This is a genomic window from Cellulosimicrobium sp. CpK407, from assembly GCF_051844275.1.
Classification (GTDB): domain Bacteria; phylum Actinomycetota; class Actinomycetes; order Actinomycetales; family Cellulomonadaceae; genus Cellulosimicrobium; species Cellulosimicrobium cellulans_G.
Map to the genome: position 1 here is coordinate 165,029 of NZ_JBGNYC010000001.1, position 16,451 is coordinate 181,479.

The following is a 16,451-nucleotide window of genomic DNA, read 5'->3' on the forward strand; positions in this document are numbered from 1 at the left end:
GTGCCTCCGGACCGGGGAGGGTCACGGGGTGTGTGGGATCGGCCACATCGACGGTGACCCGCAGGTGAGGATAGCCTTGCCTACGGTCACCGTGGTCGCGGGGCCGTCGTCCGCCCGGGAGGCCCGGGCCGCACCCCGAGGAGCCGCTGGTGGCCACGTTCAAGATGGTCAAGCCCGCCGACGCGCACGTCGTCACGCTGAGCGTGGTGGGCAGCAAGCGGGTGAGCCCGAACGTCGTGCGGGTGACCCTCGGCGGCGAGGACATGGACCTCTTCACACCCATGGGCTTCGACCAGTGGTTCCGGATGTTCCTCGCCCGCGACGACCAGGAGTCCCTGCGCCTGCCCACGCGCACGTCGGGCATGTGGTACGTCCAGTACCTCGCGACGCCCAAGGCGCGCCGGCCCTGGGTCCGCAACTACACGGTGCGCGCCGCGCGGCCCGACCTGCGCGAGATCGACGTCGACTTCGTCGTCCACGGGGACGCCGGGCCCGCGTCGTCGTTCGCGCTGTCCGCGCGGCCGGGCGACCGCGTCGGCGTGCTCGACCAGGGTGTGGGGTACAACCCGCGCGTCCCGCACGACTGGACCCTCGTCGTCGCCGACGAGACCGGGTTGCCCGCGGTCGCGGGCATCTGCGAGTCGCTGCCCGACGACGCGCGCGGCCTCGCGATCGTCGAGATCCCCGAGGCGGCGGACGCGCAGGACTTTCGCGTCCCGGCCGGGGTCGAGCTGCGCTGGGTCGTGCGGGAGGGCTCCGCGCCCGAGGGCACCGACCCGCACGCGCTCCTGCCCGGCGCGCTGGCGCTCGAGGCGGTGCGGTCGGCCGACCTGCCGTCCGGTCCCGTCTACGCGTACGCGGTGGGGGAGTCGACGCTCGCGACCGGGGTGCGCCGCCACCTCGTCAACGACCGCGGCGTGCCCAAGGCGCACGTCGACTTCGTCGGGTACTGGCGGCACGGGCACGCGGCGTCGGCCTGACCGGCCCGGGCGTCGTCGGACCTGAGGGCCCGGGCGGCACGCCTCTGTCCCGTCAGACCTTGCGGAGCTGGCGGAACATCGGGCAGTCGAACGGGTCGCGCGCCGAGAGCCCCACGCGGTTGAGGTAGCGGACCACGATGCCGTACGACTGGACGAGGCTGGTCTCCGTGTAGGGCAGGCCGAGGTTCGCGCAGTGCTCGCGCACGATCTCCCGCGCCCGCGCGAGGTGGGGACGCGGCATGCTCGGGAAGAGGTGGTGCTCGATCTGGAAGTTCAGCCCGCCCATGAGGACGTTCATCCACCAGCCGCCGCGGATGTTGCGCGACGTGAGGACCTGCTTGGACAGGAAGTCGATCTTCGCGTTCTCGGGAATGATCGCCATGCCCTTGTGGTTGGGCGCGAACGACGCCCCCATGTAGACGCCGAACACGGCGAGCTGCACGCCGAGGAACGCGAACGCCATGCCGAGCGGCAGGAACCAGAAGATCGCCCCCACGTAGAGCGACAGGCGCAGCGTGAGGATGACGAGCTCGCGGACCCGGTCGCGGACGTTGCCGCGCGTCCGGCCACCCGCGAGGAGCGAGCGGTACGCCTGGACGTGCAGGTTGAGGCCCTCGAGCGTGAGGAGCGGGAAGAACAGCCACCCCTGGTAGCGGTTGATCACCGAGCGGAAGCCCTTCGCGGCGGCGGCGTCCTCGTCGAGGAAGACGACGACGTCCGGGGCGATGTCCGGGTCCTTGCCGCGCTGGTTGGGGTTCGCGTGGTGGCGCGTGTGCTTGTTCATCCACCACGAGTGGCTGATCCCCACCACGCCGTTCGCGAGGATGCGACCCAGGAGGTCGTTCGCCGGGCCGGACGCGAAGACCTGCCGGTGCGACGCCTCGTGGGCGACGAACGCGAACTGGGTGAAGATCAGGCCGAGCGCCCCGGCGATCAGGAGCTGGAACCACGAGTCGCCGAGGAGGACGAACCCGGCGACGGCGCCGCCGAGCGCGAGCGTCAGCACGGCGAGGGTCCACAGGTAGTAGCCGTGCGTCCGGTGGAGCAGGCCGGCGTCGCGCACGGTGCGCGACAGCGCGCTGTACGTGCTGGTGACGGCGCCCGGCTCGTCGGTGCGGGGACGGGTGGCCCGGAAGCCCGGGCGCACTGCGGCAGAGGTCATGTGCGGCCTCGCAGGGTGTCGGTGTCGACTTCCCAGCCGCGGAGGTGAGCGGGTGCTCGTGCTGCAGATGACCCCCACCCTACGGGACCGTAGGTTGCGCATGCGAGCGCGTCACGTGAAGAACTCGCGCAGGAGCCGGACGGGCGGCGTCGTGGTCAGGCGGCGAAGCGGAACGTCTGGCGGTACTCCGTCGGCGTGATGCCGACCGCGCGCCGGAAGTGGTGGCGCAGGAGCGCCGCCGACCCGAAACCGCAGCGCCGCGCGACCTCCTCGAGGTCGAGCGACGACTCCTCGAGCAGCGACTGCGCGTGCGCGACGCGCTGCGACGTCAGCCACGCGAGCGGCGTCGTGCCCGTCTGGGCGACGAACGAACGCGCGAACGTCCGCTCCGACGTGTGGGCCCGGCGCGCCAGGTCGCGCACCGTGAGCGACTCGTCGAGGTGCTCGGTCATCCACTCCAGCAGCTCGGCGAACGAGTCCTCCTCGCACTCCGGGACCGGGCGCTCGATGAACTGGCGCTGACCGCCCTCGCGCTGGGGCGCCACGACCATGCGCCGCGCGATCGTGTTCGCGACCTTGGCCCCGAGCTCGCGCCGCACGAGGTGCAGGCACGCGTCGATCCCCGCTGCGGTCCCGGCGCTCGTCACGAGGTTGCCGTCGTCGACGAACAGCACGTCCGGGTCGATGTCCAGGCTCGGGTACCGGCGACGCAGCTCGTCGGCGTGCATCCAGTGGGTCGTGACGCGCCGCCCCTCGATCACGCCGGCCGCGGCGAGCACGAACACCCCGGAGCACACGCTCAGCAGCAGCGCGCCGCGGTCCGACGCGCGTCGGACCGCGTCCAGCACCTCGGGCGGGTAGTGCGAGCCGATGCGGATCGCCGGGACGATGAGGAGGTCGGCGTCGTCCGTCGCGTCGAGCCCGTGGTCGGGGACGACCTGCGCGCCGACCGACGTGCGGACGGGCGACCCGGCGACCGGGCCGCACACGCGGAAGTCGAACGGCGGGACGCCGTCCTCGCTCCGGTCGAGGCCGAACACCTCGCATACGACGCCGAACTCGAACGGGGCCAGGCCATCGCACACGACGGCAGCGACGGAGTGCACCATGCACGGCACGCTACGCCCGTGGCGGGATCTTGTCGAGAGGTGTCAGTCCTGCCACTCGTCGGCGGAGCCGCCCGGCGGAAGGGTGGGGGCATGGACATCTTCTGGGGTGTGGTGGTTCTTCTCCTCGTCGTCGGCCCGACCGTCGCGGCGCTCGCGGTGCGGCGCGAGGACCCCGCGCGACCGTGGTTCCCCGCGGGGTCCGACGGCGCGTGGCCCGGTGCCGGCGCGTGGGGCGACCGGTCGGTCGACGGCGAGCGCCCGGACCGCGACGCGCAGCGTCTCGACGCCGACCTGCGGGCGGCGGCCTCGCGCCCTGACGCGCAGGGCGCGCACGTCGACCCGCACGCGGTCGCGGCCGAGCTCGTCCTGCGGCGCGTCGTCCCGAACCCTGCCGTGCGCGACGGCGTGCGGGGTGCCCCGGCGCAGGCGTCGGCGACGCTCGCCGAGCCGCCGACGTCGAACCGGCGTCCGCCGAGCGCGGCGCGGCGCGTGCCGCTCCCGCGCTGACGCGGTCGGTGCCCGCGGCGAACGCACGACGACGGACGCGAGACGGCCAGGACGGCAAGGAGGCGGCTGCAGAGACGCCGCGACAGAGAGGGGGCGACAGAGACGTGGCGACAGAGACGCGACGGCCCGGACCTCGTGGAGGTCCGGGCCGTCGTGGGGGAGGGGCGTCAGATCCTGGTCAGGCGCGCGAGCCGACCGCGTCGACGTCCGCGCCGCCGGTGAGCTGGTCGAGACCCTCGAGCTCCTCGGCCTCCCAGGGGGCGTGGCCGAGGCTCGGGATCATCGTCGCGAGCTCGGGGCGCCACTTGGTGAAGCGCGCGGGGAAGCAGCGCTCCAGCAGGTCGATCATCGCGGGGACCGCGGTCGACGCGCCCGGCGAGGCCCCGAGCAGGCCCGCGATGGAGCCGTCGCCGGCGGCGATGACTTCGGTGCCGAACTCGAGGACGCCCTTGCCGTCCTTGTCCCTCTTGATCACCTGCACGCGCTGGCCGGCGGTGATGGTCTCCCAGTCCTTGGGGTGCGCCGTCGGCATGAAGCCCTGGAGCGCCGTGAACTTGGTCTCCGGGCTCGCCAGGAGCTGGCCGACCAGGTACTGGGTGAGGTCGAGGTTCTTCAGGCCCGCACCGACCATCGAGCCGAGGTTGTGCAGGCGCAGCGACGTGAACAGCCCGAGGTACTTGCCCTTCTTGAGGTACTTGGGGCTGAACCCGGCATAGGGGCCGAACATCAGGTACGTCTTGCCGTCGACGACGCGCGTGTCCAGGTGCGGGACGGACATGGGCGGGGAGCCGACGTCGGCCTTGCCGTACACCTTGGCCTGGTGCTGCGCGACGAGCTCGGGGCTGTCGGTGCGCAGGAACTCGCCGCTGATGGGGAAGCCGCCGTAACCCTTGGCCTCGGGGATGCCCGCGGCCTGGAGCAGCGGCAGGGCGCCACCGCCCGCGCCGACGAACACGAACCGCGCCTCGACCGTCGAGCGGCGCTTCGGGGCGTTCCACGAGCGGTCCTTGACCGTCAGACGCCAGCGGCCGTCCTTCGTCTTCTTGAGGTTCTTCACCTCGTGCTCGAGGTAGAGCTGCGTGCCCTGCGAGACGAGGTAGTCGACGAGCTGCTGCGTGAGGGCGCCGAAGTCGACGTCCGTGCCGCTCGTCGCGCGCGTCGCCGCGACCGGCTCGTCGCCGTCGCGCTCCGCGACGAGGAGCGGGGCCCACTCGGCGATCACGGCCGGGTCGTCGCTGAACTCGAGCTCGCTGAAGAGCGGGTGCCGGCGCAGCGTCTCGAACCGGCGGCGCAGGTAGTCGACGTTCTCCGCGCCGCGCACGAATGTCATGTGCGGCGTGCGGGAGATGAAGCTCGCGGGCTGGGGGAGGGCGCCGGTGGTGAGCAGGTGGTGCCAGAACTCGCGCGACACCTCGAACTGCTCGTTGATCTTCACCGCCTTGGTGATGTCGATCGAGCCGTCCGCCTTCTCCGGCGTGTAGTTCAGCTCGCACAGGGCGGCATGGCCGGTCCCGGCGTTGTTCCACGGGTTCGACGACTCCTGCGCCACGGCGTCCAGACGCTCGTAGATGCGCACGGTCCAGGAAGGCTCCAGGACCTTGAGGAGGGCTCCCAGCGTGGCGCTCATGATGCCACCGCCGATGAGGGCTACGTCGATCTGGTCTGCGCTGCTTGCGGGGTTGCTCGCTCGACTCGACACGCTCCGATTCTACGCTTGTGAAAGAGTGCACTAAGTGTGCGTTCCGTCACGGGCGTGCGTCACACTTTCGCGGGACGAACGTCCCGACCGGCACAGGCCGGACGTCTCACCCGCACCCCGGGACCCCCGTCCGCCGAGGGAGAGCAGGTCGCGGAGGGCTCAGAGGCTCCGCCGCTCGAGCGGCGGGTTCGGCTCGCGCCCGAGACCCGGCCACGCGTCGAACCCCGACGCGGGTCTACCGCGGCGGCGAGTACGGGGAGGGCCAGGGGCTGATCTCGGGAAGGGCGACCGGTTCGCCGGAGCGGAACGCGAGGGGTGCGGCGTCGGGGGCGCGGCCCGCGAGCCAGGCGGCGACGTCGGTCAGGCGACCCCGGACGACGACACCGGCTCGCGCGTCGAACCCGGGGTCGCTCCCCAGGGGAGTCTCCGAGTCGGGAGAGATCCCGGGTTCGGCAGCGAGGCGAAGGCCGCCCGGACCCACCCCGAGCACGGTGGGCTCGCTCGCGAGCTCGACCACGACGTCGTCCGCGAGCCGGACCCCGAGGAAGTCGAGGAGGTGGAGGTCGAGGGAGCGCGGCCAGGTGTCGAGGCCGATCCCGGCGTCGAGGTCCACGGCGTGGACGCGGACCTCGCGCCACCATGCGACGAGCGCGTCGGCGACGGTCCCGTCGCGGTAGGTCACGGGGGCGTCCCACCCGGACGACCCGGGCTCCGGCCACGCGGCGTCGAGGCGTTCGGCGAGCGCCTCGAGCGCGACGACGTGCGCGGCGACGGACCGGCCCGCGCCCGCCTGGATGCCGGCCTCGCGGCCGGCGGCTCCGCCGTCGTACACCTCGACGAGCGCGCCGCGGGCGGCGTGCTCCGCCTGGCGGGCCATGGCCTCGCCGATCGCCGTGACGTGCGCGAGCACGTGGCTGCGCGACCAGCCGGGAAGGGTCGAGGGGCCGGCGAGGCCGTCGTCGCCGAGGGTGCGCGTCGCGGCGGTGACGGCGGCGAGCGCGGACCGTGCGTCGTGGCGCGCGTCCTCGACGTCGGGGAGCGCGAGCGGGCTGGTTCCGGTCAGGGCCACAGGAGCTCCTTCGTCCAGGTGGGGGGTGCTGCGGTCCGGGTGTCCGCGGCCGCGGCGTAGCGGAGGCGGGTCTGGCCCTCGGGCGAGGACGCCCAGAACTCGACGCTCGTGGGCTCCAGCGCGTACGCGGTCCACGCGTCGAGGACGAGTCCGGGCTCGGTGCGGACCCGTGCGAGCGCCGCGTCCCACGCGGTCCGGTACGCGTCCTGCGACGCGAGCGGGTCGCTCTGCGGTCCCGCGAGCGCGGTCGCGCGGGAGGCGTCGGAGCGCGCGAGGAAGTCGGCGGCGGACGCGTCGGGGCCGAGCGGGACCACCGGACCGCGCACCCGCACCTGGCGGCCGTGCTCGCGCCAGAAGAACGTCAGCGCGGCGTTCGGGTTCTCCGCGAGCGCCAGGCCCTTGGGCGAGTCGGCGCGGGTGGCGAAGACCCAGCCGTCGCCGTCGACGTCCTTGAGGATCAGCGTCCGGGCGTCGACCCGGCCGCTCGCGTCGGCGGTCGAGAGGGTTGCCGCGTGCGGTGCCGGCAGACCGGCGTCGATCGCCTCCAGGAGCCAGTCGACGAAGAGCGTGCTGGGCTCGTCGGGTGCCGCGTCGACGTCGAGGCCGGGCAGGTCGGCGCCGAGCACCGGCAGCGCGCGCAGGCGCTCGCGCAGGGACGGGCGGTCGGGTGCGGCGGTCATGCGTCCTCCGGCGGGTCGGCGGGTCGAGGGTCCAGGAGCGCGACGAACCCGCGGGCTGCCGCGGTCATCGCGTCGGGGTCGTCGAGGGCGCGTGCCAGGACGTACCCGCCCTGCACGATCGCGACGGCGGCGAGCGCGCGGTCGCGGGCGGCGTCGTCGGGCAGCCCGTCCTCCGCCAGGACGGCGGCGGCCAGGTCGACGAGCCCGCGGAAGTAGGTCCGGACCTCCGCCGCCAGCGTGGCGTCGTCCATGACGGCCTGGTCGCTCACGAGGCGCCCGACCTTGCACCCGGCGAGCGCGGGCCGCGGCCGTTCGAGGTAGCGGACGAGGCGCTCGACGGCGGTCCCGTCAGCGTCGAGGTCGCGGTGCGCCGCGTCGAGCCCGGCGGTCGTCGTGGCGTGGACGGCCGCCGCGGCGAGGTCGTGCTTGGTGGGGAAGTGGTGGTAGAGGCTGCCCTGGCCCACGCCGCTCGCGGCGAGGACCTCGCGCGGGCTGGTCGCGCCGACGCCCTGGGCCCAGAACAGCTCCTGCGCGGCGGCGACGAGGCGCGCACGGGCGTCGGTCGTCGTCATGGCTGTCACCATACCTACCTCTAGGTATGGTGTCGATCGGCCGCCCCGCGGAGCACCGCGCGTCACGCCGTCCCGGTCGCCTCGGTCGGGACGGCATGAGAGTCGAGTCGTACGGTGGGTCGGTGACGGTGCAGCAGCGAGTGCTGGTGGTCGCGGTCCTCGCGTCGTTCGTGTCGTTCCTGGACGGCTCGGTGGTCAACGTCGCGCTGCCCGCGATCTCCGCCGAGCTGACGACCGGGCCGGTCACGGGTCTCGCACTGCAGCAGTGGGTCGTCGACGCGTACATGATCACGCTCGGCGCGCTCATCCTCCTGGCGGGCTCGCTGTCCGACGTCCACGGCCGGCGTCGCATCATGGCGATCGGCCTCGTCGGCTTCGCGGTGACGTCCGTCGCGTGCGCGCTCGCCCCCGACGGGCTGTTCCTCGTCGTCGCGCGCGGGCTCCAGGGCGTCGCGGGTGCGCTGCTCGTGCCCAGCTCGCTCGCCATGATCATCTCGACGTTCGACGGCGAGCGGCAGTCCCGTGCCATCGGCTCCTGGACCGCGTGGACCAGCACCGCGTCGCTCGTCGGCCCCCTGCTCGGCGGGATCCTCATCGACACCATCTCGTGGCGCTGGGTGTTCTGGATCAACGTGCTCCCCGTCGCGGTGACGCTGTGGTTGCTGCGCGGCGTCCCGCGGTCCGCTGCGGAGGAGCCGGGGGCCGCGGGCGGCCCAGACGGGCGACGCCGCATCGACGTCGCCGGGGCGACGCTCGCCGCCGTCGGGCTCGCCGGCACCGTGTTCGCGCTCATCGAGCAGGGCCGGTTCGGGTGGGCGAGCCCGGTGGTGTGGGGGCCGTGCGTCGTCGGGGTCGCGTGCCTCGTGGTGTTCGTCGGGTGGGAGCGTCGCGCCCCCGACCCCATGCTCCCGCCGCGCCTGTTCCGCGTGCGCAACTTCGCGTGGGGCAACCTCGCGACCGCCGCCATCTACGGGGCGCTCTACTTCGGCGGGTTCGTCGTCACGCTGTTCCTGCAGCAGGTCGGCGGGTACAGCGCGACGGCCGCCGGGCTCGCCCAGCTCCCGGTGACCCTCGTGCTCCTCGCGCTCTCCACGCGGTTCGGGGCGCTCGCGGGCCGCTACGGCCCGCGCCTGTTCATGACGGTCGGGCCGATCGTCGGCGGGGCCGGCTACCTGCTGCTGCTCACGACGACCGACGACGCCGTCTACGTCACCCAGGTCCTCCCGGGTCTCCTGCTCTTCGGCCTCGGCCTCGCGATGACCGTGGCCCCGCTCACGTCCGCCATCCTCGGCTCGATCCCCGCAGCGGACGCTGGGATCGGCTCGGCGGTGAACAACGCGGTGTCCCGCGTCGCGGGCCTGGTCGTCATCGCGTTCGCGGGCGTGATCGTCGGCGGCGTGCTCGATCTCGACGGCTTCCACCGCTCGCTCGTCGTCACGGCGGCGCTGCTCGTCCTCGGCGGCGTGCTGAGCTGGGTCGGCATCCGCAACGAGAAGGTGCGCGCGACCGCGGACGCCGCCGCCTGAGCGTGCACGCTCAGCCCGGTGCTCGGGCGACCACGGCGTACGTGTGCCAGTGCTTCGGCCCGCTGAACGCCTCGCCGTCCTCCTCGACCTCGTCGAGCACCACGACGTCCAGCCCGGCGAGGAGGTCGTCCACCTCGGCGCGCGACAGGAAGGTCTCGTCCTGCGCGCCGACCCACGAGTCGCGGTCGCCGAACAGGTCGACGGCGAGCCACCCGCCCGGGGAGAGCGCGGCGCGGACCTGCCGCCACGCGTCGTCGAACACCGCTCGCGGCAGGTGCGGGAGCGCGTAGCTCGCGTGGACGAGCTGCACGGCCGCGGGGCGGACCAGGGTGGAGACGTCCGCGGCGCCGGCCTCGTGCACGGTGAGCCGACCGCGGTCGCCCGGCCCGACGACCTCACGCACCAGGTCGCCGGTCCCAGGGGCCGGGTCGAGCGCGACGACGCGCCACCCGGCGTCGAGCATCGCGGCCGTCTCGACGCCCGCCCCGCAGCCCAGGTCGAGCGCGAGGCGCCCGTCGCCCGGGCCTGCGAGGTCGAGGACCCGGCGGCACAGGTCGCGCACGGGCCGCCCGCGCTGGGCCGCGTTGTAGGCGGGCCAGCGCGCCGGGTCCCTCATCGGACGGTCTGGAGGTCGTGCGTCGAGGTGTTGAGGCGGCGTGCGCCGTCGGGCACGTCCGGCGGGAACGCGACGACGATGTCCTCGATCCGCACGCCGAACCGTCCGGGCAGGTAGATGCCCGGTTCGACGGAGAAGCACATGCCGGGCTCGATCGGCCGGTCCTCGCCTTCCACCATGTACGGCGGCTCGTGGGTCGTGGTGCCGATGCCGTGCCCCGTACGGTGCACGAAGAACTCGCCGTAGCCCGCGTCGGTAATGACGGCGCGCGCCGCGCGGTCGACGTCCTGGCACGTCGCGCCGGGTCGTACGGCGTCGACCCCTGCCTGCTGGGCGCGGCGGACGACGTCGTAGACCTCGCGCTGCTGCGCGGCGAGCGCGTCGTCGGTGCCACCGTCGACGAGGACCGTGCGCGTCGTGTCCGAGCCGTAGCCGTCGCGGAGCCCGCCGAAGTCGAGCACGACGAGGTCGCCCGGCTCGATGACCCGGTCGCCCGCGTCGTGGTGCGGGTCGGCGCCGTTCGGTCCCGCGCACACGAGCGTGAAGTCGACCTGCTCGTGCCCGTGCTCGCGCAGGAACCGGTCGAGGTCGGCGGCGACCTCCCGCTCGCGCCGGCCCGCGAACGCGACCTCGCGGATCTGGCCGAAGGCGGCGTCGGCGGCGGCGCCCGCCGCGGCGAGGCGCTCGACCTCCTGCGCGTCCTTGACGGGCGCGCAGCGTCGGGACGGCGTCGGTGAACGCGGTGAACCGCGCGTCCGGGAGGGCTCGCTGGAGACCGAGCACGTGCAGCGCCCACGTCGAGTCCGAGACGGCATAGGTGCCGGTCCCGTCGAGGAGGCGTGCGGCGGCGTCGTGCTCGTCGTCGCCGTCGCGCCAGGTCACGACGTCGAGCCCGTCGGCGCCCGGGGCCGAGACCAGGTCGCCGCGCTCGAGCAGCGGCACGACGACGGACGCGCCGGCCCGTGCGCCGGGCTCGCCCGCGGGGATGGCGAGCAGCGTGAGGCGCTCGGTGTCCGGCGGCGCGTAGCCGGTGAAGTAGGCGAGGTCGGGCCCCGGCGAGACGAGGAGCCCCGCGAGCCCGGCGTCGCGGGCGTGCGCGGCGGCGCGCTCGCGGCGGGCGGCGTAGACCTCGGGGCCGAACGCGGCCCCCGGACGTGCGGCGTCGGTGCTGGACATGGTGCCAGCGTGGCACCGCTCACCCGCGAGATCGACCCGAGCGCTCCGACGTCGGCCCTCTGAGGGTCGATCTCGGACGTGCGGGTCGATCTCGCGGCGCGCAGGGGAGTGGCAGGGTGGGCACATGACCGACGCGCGCAACCTCTTCGCCGCCCTCGACACGTTCGACGGGCACTGGCAGCCCCACCGGGTCGCGAGCCTCAACGACCAGGACGTCAAGGTGGTCAAGGTGCGCGGCGAGTTCGTCTGGCACACCCACCCCGACACCGACGAGCTGTTCCTCGTGCTCGCGGGCGAGCTGACGATCGACCTGCGCGAGGACGGCGTCGAGCGGGCGGTCGTCCTGGGGCCGCACGACCTGTTCGTCGTGCCGCGGGGCGTCGAGCACCGGCCGCGGGCCGACGTCGAGACCTCCGCGGTGCTCGTCGAGCGCCGAGGGACCGTGAACACGGGCGACGCGGGAGGCGACCTCACGTCGCCGCTGCGCGAGCTCCCGGACGCCTGACGACGAGGAGATCGACCCGAGCGGCCGAGATCGACCCTCGGTGGGTCGATCTGGGGACGCTCGGGTCGATCTCGCGGGGGTCAGACCCGGACGACGATCTTGCCGCGCACGTGGCCGGACTGGCTCGCGCGGTGCGCGTCGGCGGCGTCGGCGAGGTCGAACACCTCCGCGACCTCCGGACGCAGGACGCCCTCCTCGCCGAGGCGCGCGAGCTCCGCGAGGTCCGCCGCGTCGGGGCGCACCCACACGTAGTGCCCGCCGAGCTCGTCGCGCGCCCGGGCCTCCGTGATCGAGGCGACCGTGCCGCCGTCGCGCAGCACCTGGGGCACCGTGTCGAGCGCGTCGCCGCCCACGTAGTCGAGGACGACGTCCACGCCCTCGGGCGCGAGCGCCCGGACGCGGTCCGCGAGTCCGTCGCCGTACGTGACCGGCTCGGCGCCGAGCGAGCGCAGGAAGTCGTGGTTGCGCTCGGACGCGGTCCCGATCACGCGCGCGCCGAGCGCCCGGGCGATCTGGACGGCGAACGACCCGACGCCGCCGGCCGCGGCGTGCACGAGGACCGTCTGCCCCGCCGCGACCCCCGCGCGCCGGATCGTCTGGAATGCCGTCAGACCCGCGAGCGGCACGGCGGCGGCCTCCTCGAACGACCACGCCGCGGGCTTGCGCGCGAGCGTGCGGACCGGCGCCGCGACGAGCTCGGCGAACGTCCCGCCCGACACCTCGCCTCCGACGACGTCCTTGCGCACGTACCCGTACACCTCGTCGCCCACCTGGAGCTCGGGCGTGTCCAGGCCCACGCGCTCGACGACGCCCGCGACGTCCCAGCCGGGGACGACGGGGAAGGCTACGTCCATGATCTGGTCGAGGTAGCCCTCGCGGACCTTCCAGTCCACCGGGTTGACGCTCGCGGCGCGCACGCGCACGAGCACGGAGTCGGGCCCGACCTTGGGGGTCGGGAGCTCGGTCGTCTCGAGGACGTCGGGGCCGCCGTAGCGGGAGTAGGTGATGGCTCGCATGATGGCGGCAACGGCACGCGCGCCCGCCCGATTCCCGAGACCGACCGTCACGAGAGAGAGCGTCCGGTCTCGAGGTAGAACCCCGCGTGTCCTACCTCGAGACCGGACGCTCTACCTCGTGCGGTGCGTCAGCCCTCGAACGCGGTCGGGTCCATGAAGAGGACCTCCCACTGGTGGCCGTCGAGGTCGGCGAAGCTGCGGGAGTACATGAACCCGCCCTCCTCCTGGGGGTCCTTGACCGGGATGGCGCCGGCGGCGAACGCGGCGTCGGCGAGGCGGTCGACCTCCTCGCGCGTGCCGACGCTCAGCGCGTTGATGACCTCGGTCGTGGCGGTCGCGTCGGCGATCGCCTTGTTCGTGAACCGCTTCGCGAACTCCTCGGTGAGGAGCATGACGTAGATCGTGTCGCTGAGGACGATCGAGGACGCGTTCTCGTCCGTGAACTGCTCGTTCACCGTGTACCCGAGGGTCGTGTAGAACGCCTTGGCGGCGTCGAGGTCCTTGACGGGCAGGTTGACGAAGATCTGCGTGCTCATGAGTGCGCCTCCGGCGTCGTGGGCGGTTCGCCCGGTACGTGGTGTCGTGGAGGTAGACGACCGGTGCCCCACGAACTCATCGCCCGGCCGCGCGCGGGTCGCGGCCGGGCGACGGCCCGCCTCGGGGAGGGCTCAGACGAGCACGTCGCCGTCGCGCGCGACGACCCGGCCCGCGGCCACGACGAGCGCGCGGCGCGGGGCGCGCACGACGGCGTCGGGCACGTTCTCGGCGTCCACGAGGACGACGTCCGCGGGCGCGCCGACGACGAGGTCGTGCACGTCGCGGCCGACGAAGCGCGCGGCGTCGGACGTCGCGACGCGCGCCGCGGTGACGAGCTCCTCGTCGTACCGGAACCGGGACAGGCGCGCGAGCTGCGTCGTGAGGGCGAGGAGGTCCCCGGTCCCGTATGGCGACCACAGGTCGCGGATCCCGTCCGTGCCGAGCCCGACGGCGACGCCCGCGGCGCGCAGCGCGTGCACGGGCAGGGGCGCGGCGCCGATCGGCGCGACGGTCGTCATGGTGATGCCCGCCTCGCCCATCGCGGCGACGAGGTCCGCCTGGCGCGACGCCGGGACGTCGCCGACCGCGAAGCCGTGCGCGACGTTGACCTTGCCCTGGAGCCCCGCGCGCAGCGTGCGGTCGATCATGAGCTCGACCTGGAACGCGCCGAGGTCGCCGCCGTCGTGGAGGTGCACGTCGATCCCGACGCCGCGGCGCTCGGCGATCGCGAAGAGCCCGTCGAGCTGGCCGACCGGGTCGCGGTCGATCGACGCGGGGTCGAGGCCGCCGACGTGCTCGGCCCCCGCGGCGGCGGCCGCGTCGAGGAGGTCGAGCACGCCCGGGCGACGCAGCACGCCGTCCTGGGGGAACGCGACGATCTCGGCGTGCACGGCGCCGCCGAGCGCGGCGAGCGCCTCGCGCACGACCTCGATGCCGCGCAGGCCCAGGCCGAGGTCGACGTCCACGTGGGTGCGGATCGCCGTCGTGCCGTGGCGGACGAACTCGCGCAGCACCGCGAGCGTGACGTCGACGCCGGGGATCCCGAGCTCGTCGCGGTGCGCGCGCTCGTGCGCGATGCGGCCCTGCGTCGTCGCCTCGCCGCCGTAGCTGACCCACGGCTTGCCCCACCAGCTCTTGTCGACGTGCGCGTGGGCGTTGACGAGGCCGGGCAGCGCGAGCAGACCGCGTCCGTCGACGACCCCGTCGGCCCCGGCGGCCGGCGCGTCCGACGACGTACCCGACGGCGCGGGCGCGGCAGGGTCGTGCGGCGTCACCGCGGCGATCCGTCCGCCGGCGACGTGCAGGTCGACCCGCTCGCCGCCCCAGGGGCGGACGTCGCGCAGGACGGTGACGGTCTCGGGGGCGCTCGGGCTGGTCATGCGGCGGGTCCTTCCGGGAGCGGGACGACGACCTGGGGCCGTCCGGGGATCTGGATCTCGTACGTGGCGAGGGTGGCGAGGTCGACGACGGTCGCGCCGTCCCACGCCTCGGCCTGGGTGTAGCCGCCGGCGAGCACGGCGCTGAGGGCGCCGGTCGCCGGGTCGGTCCACGTGGTGACGGTCTCGTGGCGGCGCTGGAGCGCCGCGACCTGCTCCGACCCGGTCGCGGGGTCGAGCACGGCCACGTTGGGGCCGCCCGCGGCGTTGCCGAACGGGCCGTTGCCCACGACGACGACGCGGCCGTCGGGCGCGCGGGCGACGCCGTGCTGGTGGCTGTCGGCCGCGGACGGCACCGTCGTCGTCGTGCCGGTGGCCGGGTCGAGACGGACCAGGACGCGTCCCTGGTAGGGGAGGAGGAGCGACCCGTCGTCGTCGAGGACGGCGTAGTGCGGCTTCTCGAACGACGCGAGGCCGCCCTCCGTGCCGAAGGGGGCGACCTCGATCCGCCGGGCCTCGAACGTCGTGGTGTCGACGACGTGCACGGAGAACTCGTCGTGGTCGACCGTGTAGACCTCGCGGCCGTCGGCCGCGACGAGCACGTCGAACGGCCGCAGGCCCACGGGCGTGCTCGCGAGGACCTCGCGCGCGGCGACGTCGATCGTCTCGAGCGTGGACGAGTCGCCCCGGTGGACGGCCACGTAGACGCGGGTGCCGTCCGGCGACACCGCGACGCCCATGCCGCCGCGTCGGTACTCGCCGAACCCGACCCGGGCGGGCCTGTCTCGGTAGGGGATCAGGTCGACGCGCTCGCGCGTGGTGAGGTCGACGACCGCGACGCCCTGCGCGGTCGAGACGTACGCGCGCATCGTCGGGGCGTGCACGGCGATCCCCCAGGGCGCGGCGCCGACCTCGACGCGGTCGACGACGGCGCTCCCGTCCCGGATCGTCGGATCGACGACGGCGAGCCCGTCGGACTCGGCCTCGGTCGCGAGCAGGTAGCGCGCGGGGGCCTCCACCGGCTCCTCGGGGACCGCGGGCTCGTCCGAGGGGTCGGGCGCAGGGGTCGGGGCGGGGGACGTGGCGCCGGGGGTCCGCGCGGGATCGGGAGAGGCAGCGTCGCCCGGATCGCCCGGATCGCCCGGCGAGCAGGCGGCGAGCAGGCCGACGACGACGGCCGTCGCCCACGCCGCGACGGCGCGCCGCGTGCGGCGCGTACGACGCCGCAGGGGCGCGGCGCCACCGGGAGGGGGGAGATGTGCCATGGCGAAATGGTATACCAATTGCACGGACGCCCCGTCGACGTCCTGGACCGGTTCCGGACCAGGCCGAGAGCCGCGCCGAGCACCGGGTGACGACCGGCGGGACGTGTCGGCAGCGCCCCGCCCTACGCGCCGTCGCCGGCCGGCGCCTCTGCGGGACGGGGCTCCAGCACGACGACCGCCGTCTCGGTCGGGCGCCGTGCGGCGAACCCGTCCAGCGCGTGGTCGAACGTGCGCCACCGCTCCCAGAGCCGGGCGCGCTCCGCCCCCTCGGCCGCGCGACCGTGGACGGCGCGCGTCTCGCCGTGCAGCTCGACGGTGGTGTCGGGGTGCGCCTGGAGGTTGAGCCACCACGCCGGCTCGGGCGCGGCCCAGCCGTTCATCGCGAGCGTGACGAGGTTCGGGCCGTCCTCGACGTAGCCGACGATCACGTCGTGCTCGCGGCCGGAGCGCCGCCCGACCGTGCAGAGCAGGAGCGTGCCCCACTTCTCGGGCTGCGGGCGCCACAGGCCTCGCCGGTGACCCGTGACCCGGTAGTACGCGCGGTGCACGACCCAGGCCGTGCGGACGAACCAGCGCGGCGGGAGCCGGGGCGGGCGCTCGGGGGGCGGGAGGTGCGGAGGACGTGTCGGTCATGGTCACCGTCCTGCGTCGGAGGG

The 16,451-nt window shown here is 74.4% G+C and carries 17 protein-coding genes and 1 pseudogene; 4 read left to right on the forward strand and 14 right to left on the reverse strand.

From position 1 onward, the window contains the following. The first annotated feature begins 149 nt into the window (after positions 1 to 149). On the forward strand, positions 150 to 980 hold the full coding sequence (locus ABWU78_RS00755) for a siderophore-interacting protein (protein ID WP_353708903.1): 831 nt from the start codon (positions 150 to 152) through the stop codon (positions 978 to 980). A gap of 52 nt (positions 981 to 1,032) precedes the next feature. On the opposite strand, the gene ABWU78_RS00760 is transcribed toward ABWU78_RS00755, so the two are convergent. Both ABWU78_RS00760 and ABWU78_RS00765 read right to left on the reverse strand, forming a co-directional pair. Beyond that, a complete protein-coding gene (locus ABWU78_RS00760) occupies positions 1,033 to 2,142 on the reverse strand; it encodes a fatty acid desaturase family protein (RefSeq protein WP_353708904.1) in 1,110 nt (369 codons plus the stop codon). A 155-nt stretch (positions 2,143 to 2,297) separates the two neighbouring features. Continuing rightward, positions 2,298 to 3,251, reverse strand: a complete 954-nt coding sequence (locus ABWU78_RS00765) for a helix-turn-helix domain-containing protein (protein ID WP_253050406.1) — start codon at positions 3,249 to 3,251, stop codon at positions 2,298 to 2,300. Between the two features lie 90 nt (positions 3,252 to 3,341). On the opposite strand from ABWU78_RS00765, the gene ABWU78_RS00770 reads away from it, so the two are divergent. After that, on the forward strand, positions 3,342 to 3,758 hold the full coding sequence (locus ABWU78_RS00770; protein ID WP_253050404.1) for a hypothetical protein: 417 nt from the start codon (positions 3,342 to 3,344) through the stop codon (positions 3,756 to 3,758). A 178-nt stretch (positions 3,759 to 3,936) separates the two neighbouring features. On the opposite strand, the gene mqo is transcribed toward ABWU78_RS00770, so the two are convergent. The 4 genes from mqo to ABWU78_RS00790 all read right to left on the reverse strand — a co-directional run bounded on the left by mqo (position 3,937) and on the right by ABWU78_RS00790 (position 7,778). Continuing rightward, on the reverse strand, positions 3,937 to 5,457 hold the full coding sequence (mqo, locus tag ABWU78_RS00775) for a malate dehydrogenase (quinone) (protein WP_253050402.1): 1,521 nt from the start codon (positions 5,455 to 5,457) through the stop codon (positions 3,937 to 3,939). A gap of 235 nt (positions 5,458 to 5,692) precedes the next feature. Then, the gene (locus ABWU78_RS00780; RefSeq protein ID WP_353708905.1) at positions 5,693 to 6,526 is read right to left on the reverse strand and encodes a maleylpyruvate isomerase family mycothiol-dependent enzyme; all 834 of its coding nucleotides are present in this window, start codon (positions 6,524 to 6,526) and stop codon (positions 5,693 to 5,695) included. Further along, positions 6,517 to 7,206, reverse strand: coding sequence for a pyridoxine/pyridoxamine 5'-phosphate oxidase (locus ABWU78_RS00785; RefSeq protein WP_353708906.1), 690 nt, complete (start codon positions 7,204 to 7,206; stop codon positions 6,517 to 6,519). Before ABWU78_RS00785 ends, ABWU78_RS00780 begins: the two co-directional genes overlap by 10 nt. Continuing rightward, the gene (locus tag ABWU78_RS00790) at positions 7,203 to 7,778 is read right to left on the reverse strand and encodes a TetR/AcrR family transcriptional regulator (RefSeq protein WP_353708907.1); all 576 of its coding nucleotides are present in this window, start codon (positions 7,776 to 7,778) and stop codon (positions 7,203 to 7,205) included. The genes ABWU78_RS00785 and ABWU78_RS00790 overlap by 4 nt, the downstream gene beginning before the upstream one ends. 122 nt (positions 7,779 to 7,900) lie before the next feature. Between ABWU78_RS00790 and ABWU78_RS00795 the strand changes: the two genes are divergently transcribed. Then, positions 7,901 to 9,304, forward strand: a complete 1,404-nt coding sequence (locus tag ABWU78_RS00795; protein WP_253050395.1) for an MFS transporter — start codon at positions 7,901 to 7,903, stop codon at positions 9,302 to 9,304. Between the two features lie 10 nt (positions 9,305 to 9,314). Here the strand turns inward: ABWU78_RS00795 and ABWU78_RS00800 are convergent, their stop codons facing one another. The 3 genes and pseudogenes from ABWU78_RS00800 to ABWU78_RS00810 all read right to left on the reverse strand — a co-directional run. Beyond that, positions 9,315 to 9,920, reverse strand: a complete 606-nt coding sequence (locus ABWU78_RS00800; RefSeq protein WP_253050393.1) for a class I SAM-dependent methyltransferase — start codon at positions 9,918 to 9,920, stop codon at positions 9,315 to 9,317. Beyond that, the gene (locus tag ABWU78_RS00805; protein ID WP_439157267.1) at positions 9,917 to 10,735 is read right to left on the reverse strand and encodes a M24 family metallopeptidase; all 819 of its coding nucleotides are present in this window, start codon (positions 10,733 to 10,735) and stop codon (positions 9,917 to 9,919) included. Before ABWU78_RS00805 ends, ABWU78_RS00800 begins: the two co-directional genes overlap by 4 nt. Beyond that, positions 10,689 to 11,222: pseudogene (locus ABWU78_RS00810) on the reverse strand (aminopeptidase P family N-terminal domain-containing protein); the annotation flags it as partial. The gene ABWU78_RS00805 and the pseudogene ABWU78_RS00810, both read right to left, overlap by 47 nt. On the opposite strand from ABWU78_RS00810, the gene ABWU78_RS00815 reads away from it, so the two are divergent. Next, a complete protein-coding gene (locus tag ABWU78_RS00815; protein WP_253050391.1) occupies positions 11,221 to 11,601 on the forward strand; it encodes a cupin domain-containing protein in 381 nt (126 codons plus the stop codon). The pseudogene ABWU78_RS00810 and the gene ABWU78_RS00815 overlap by 2 nt on opposite strands. Positions 11,602 to 11,681: 80 nt before the next feature. On the opposite strand, the gene ABWU78_RS00820 is transcribed toward ABWU78_RS00815, so the two are convergent. From ABWU78_RS00820 to ABWU78_RS00840, 5 genes are all read right to left on the reverse strand, one after another. Next, positions 11,682 to 12,617: an NADP-dependent oxidoreductase gene (locus ABWU78_RS00820; protein ID WP_253050389.1), complete on the reverse strand. Its 936-nt coding sequence runs from the start codon at positions 12,615 to 12,617 to the stop codon at positions 11,682 to 11,684. Between the two features lie 128 nt (positions 12,618 to 12,745). After that, positions 12,746 to 13,153 (reverse strand): VOC family protein, encoded by a 408-nt coding sequence (locus ABWU78_RS00825; protein WP_439157268.1) that lies wholly within the window; start codon positions 13,151 to 13,153, stop codon positions 12,746 to 12,748. 132 nt (positions 13,154 to 13,285) lie between these two features. Further along, positions 13,286 to 14,533: an amidohydrolase gene (locus ABWU78_RS00830; protein ID WP_439157269.1), complete on the reverse strand. Its 1,248-nt coding sequence runs from the start codon at positions 14,531 to 14,533 to the stop codon at positions 13,286 to 13,288. Beyond that, a complete protein-coding gene (locus tag ABWU78_RS00835) occupies positions 14,530 to 15,795 on the reverse strand; it encodes a hypothetical protein (protein WP_439157270.1) in 1,266 nt (421 codons plus the stop codon). Before ABWU78_RS00835 ends, ABWU78_RS00830 begins: the two co-directional genes overlap by 4 nt. A 122-nt stretch (positions 15,796 to 15,917) precedes the next feature. Next, a complete protein-coding gene (locus tag ABWU78_RS00840) occupies positions 15,918 to 16,343 on the reverse strand; it encodes a nitroreductase/quinone reductase family protein (RefSeq protein ID WP_439157271.1) in 426 nt (141 codons plus the stop codon). Between the last annotated feature and the right edge of the window lie 108 nt (positions 16,344 to 16,451).

What these genes read in the sequence shown, in the direction of transcription:
- ABWU78_RS00770 (WP_253050404.1), top strand. Translation starts at nt 3,342, where the DNA reads ATGGACATCTTCTGGGGTGTGGTGGTTCTTCTCCTCGTCGTCGGCCCG.
- ABWU78_RS00835 (WP_439157270.1), bottom strand. Translation starts at nt 15,795, where the DNA reads ATGGCACATCTCCCCCCTCCCGGTGGCGCCGCGCCCCTGCGGCGTCGT.
- ABWU78_RS00820 (WP_253050389.1), bottom strand. Translation starts at nt 12,617, where the DNA reads ATGCGAGCCATCACCTACTCCCGCTACGGCGGCCCCGACGTCCTCGAG.
- ABWU78_RS00805 (WP_439157267.1), bottom strand. Translation starts at nt 10,735, where the DNA reads ATGCCGTCTCGGACTCGACGTGGGCGCTGCACGTGCTCGGTCTCCAGC.
- ABWU78_RS00790 (WP_353708907.1), bottom strand. Translation starts at nt 7,778, where the DNA reads ATGACGACGACCGACGCCCGTGCGCGCCTCGTCGCCGCCGCGCAGGAG.
- ABWU78_RS00825 (WP_439157268.1), bottom strand. Translation starts at nt 13,153, where the DNA reads ATGAGCACGCAGATCTTCGTCAACCTGCCCGTCAAGGACCTCGACGCC.
- ABWU78_RS00830 (WP_439157269.1), bottom strand. Translation starts at nt 14,533, where the DNA reads ATGACCAGCCCGAGCGCCCCCGAGACCGTCACCGTCCTGCGCGACGTC.
- ABWU78_RS00785 (WP_353708906.1), bottom strand. Translation starts at nt 7,206, where the DNA reads ATGACCGCCGCACCCGACCGCCCGTCCCTGCGCGAGCGCCTGCGCGCG.
- ABWU78_RS00765 (WP_253050406.1), bottom strand. Translation starts at nt 3,251, where the DNA reads ATGGTGCACTCCGTCGCTGCCGTCGTGTGCGATGGCCTGGCCCCGTTC.
- ABWU78_RS00815 (WP_253050391.1), top strand. Translation starts at nt 11,221, where the DNA reads ATGACCGACGCGCGCAACCTCTTCGCCGCCCTCGACACGTTCGACGGG.
- ABWU78_RS00800 (WP_253050393.1), bottom strand. Translation starts at nt 9,920, where the DNA reads ATGAGGGACCCGGCGCGCTGGCCCGCCTACAACGCGGCCCAGCGCGGG.
- ABWU78_RS00760 (WP_353708904.1), bottom strand. Translation starts at nt 2,142, where the DNA reads ATGACCTCTGCCGCAGTGCGCCCGGGCTTCCGGGCCACCCGTCCCCGC.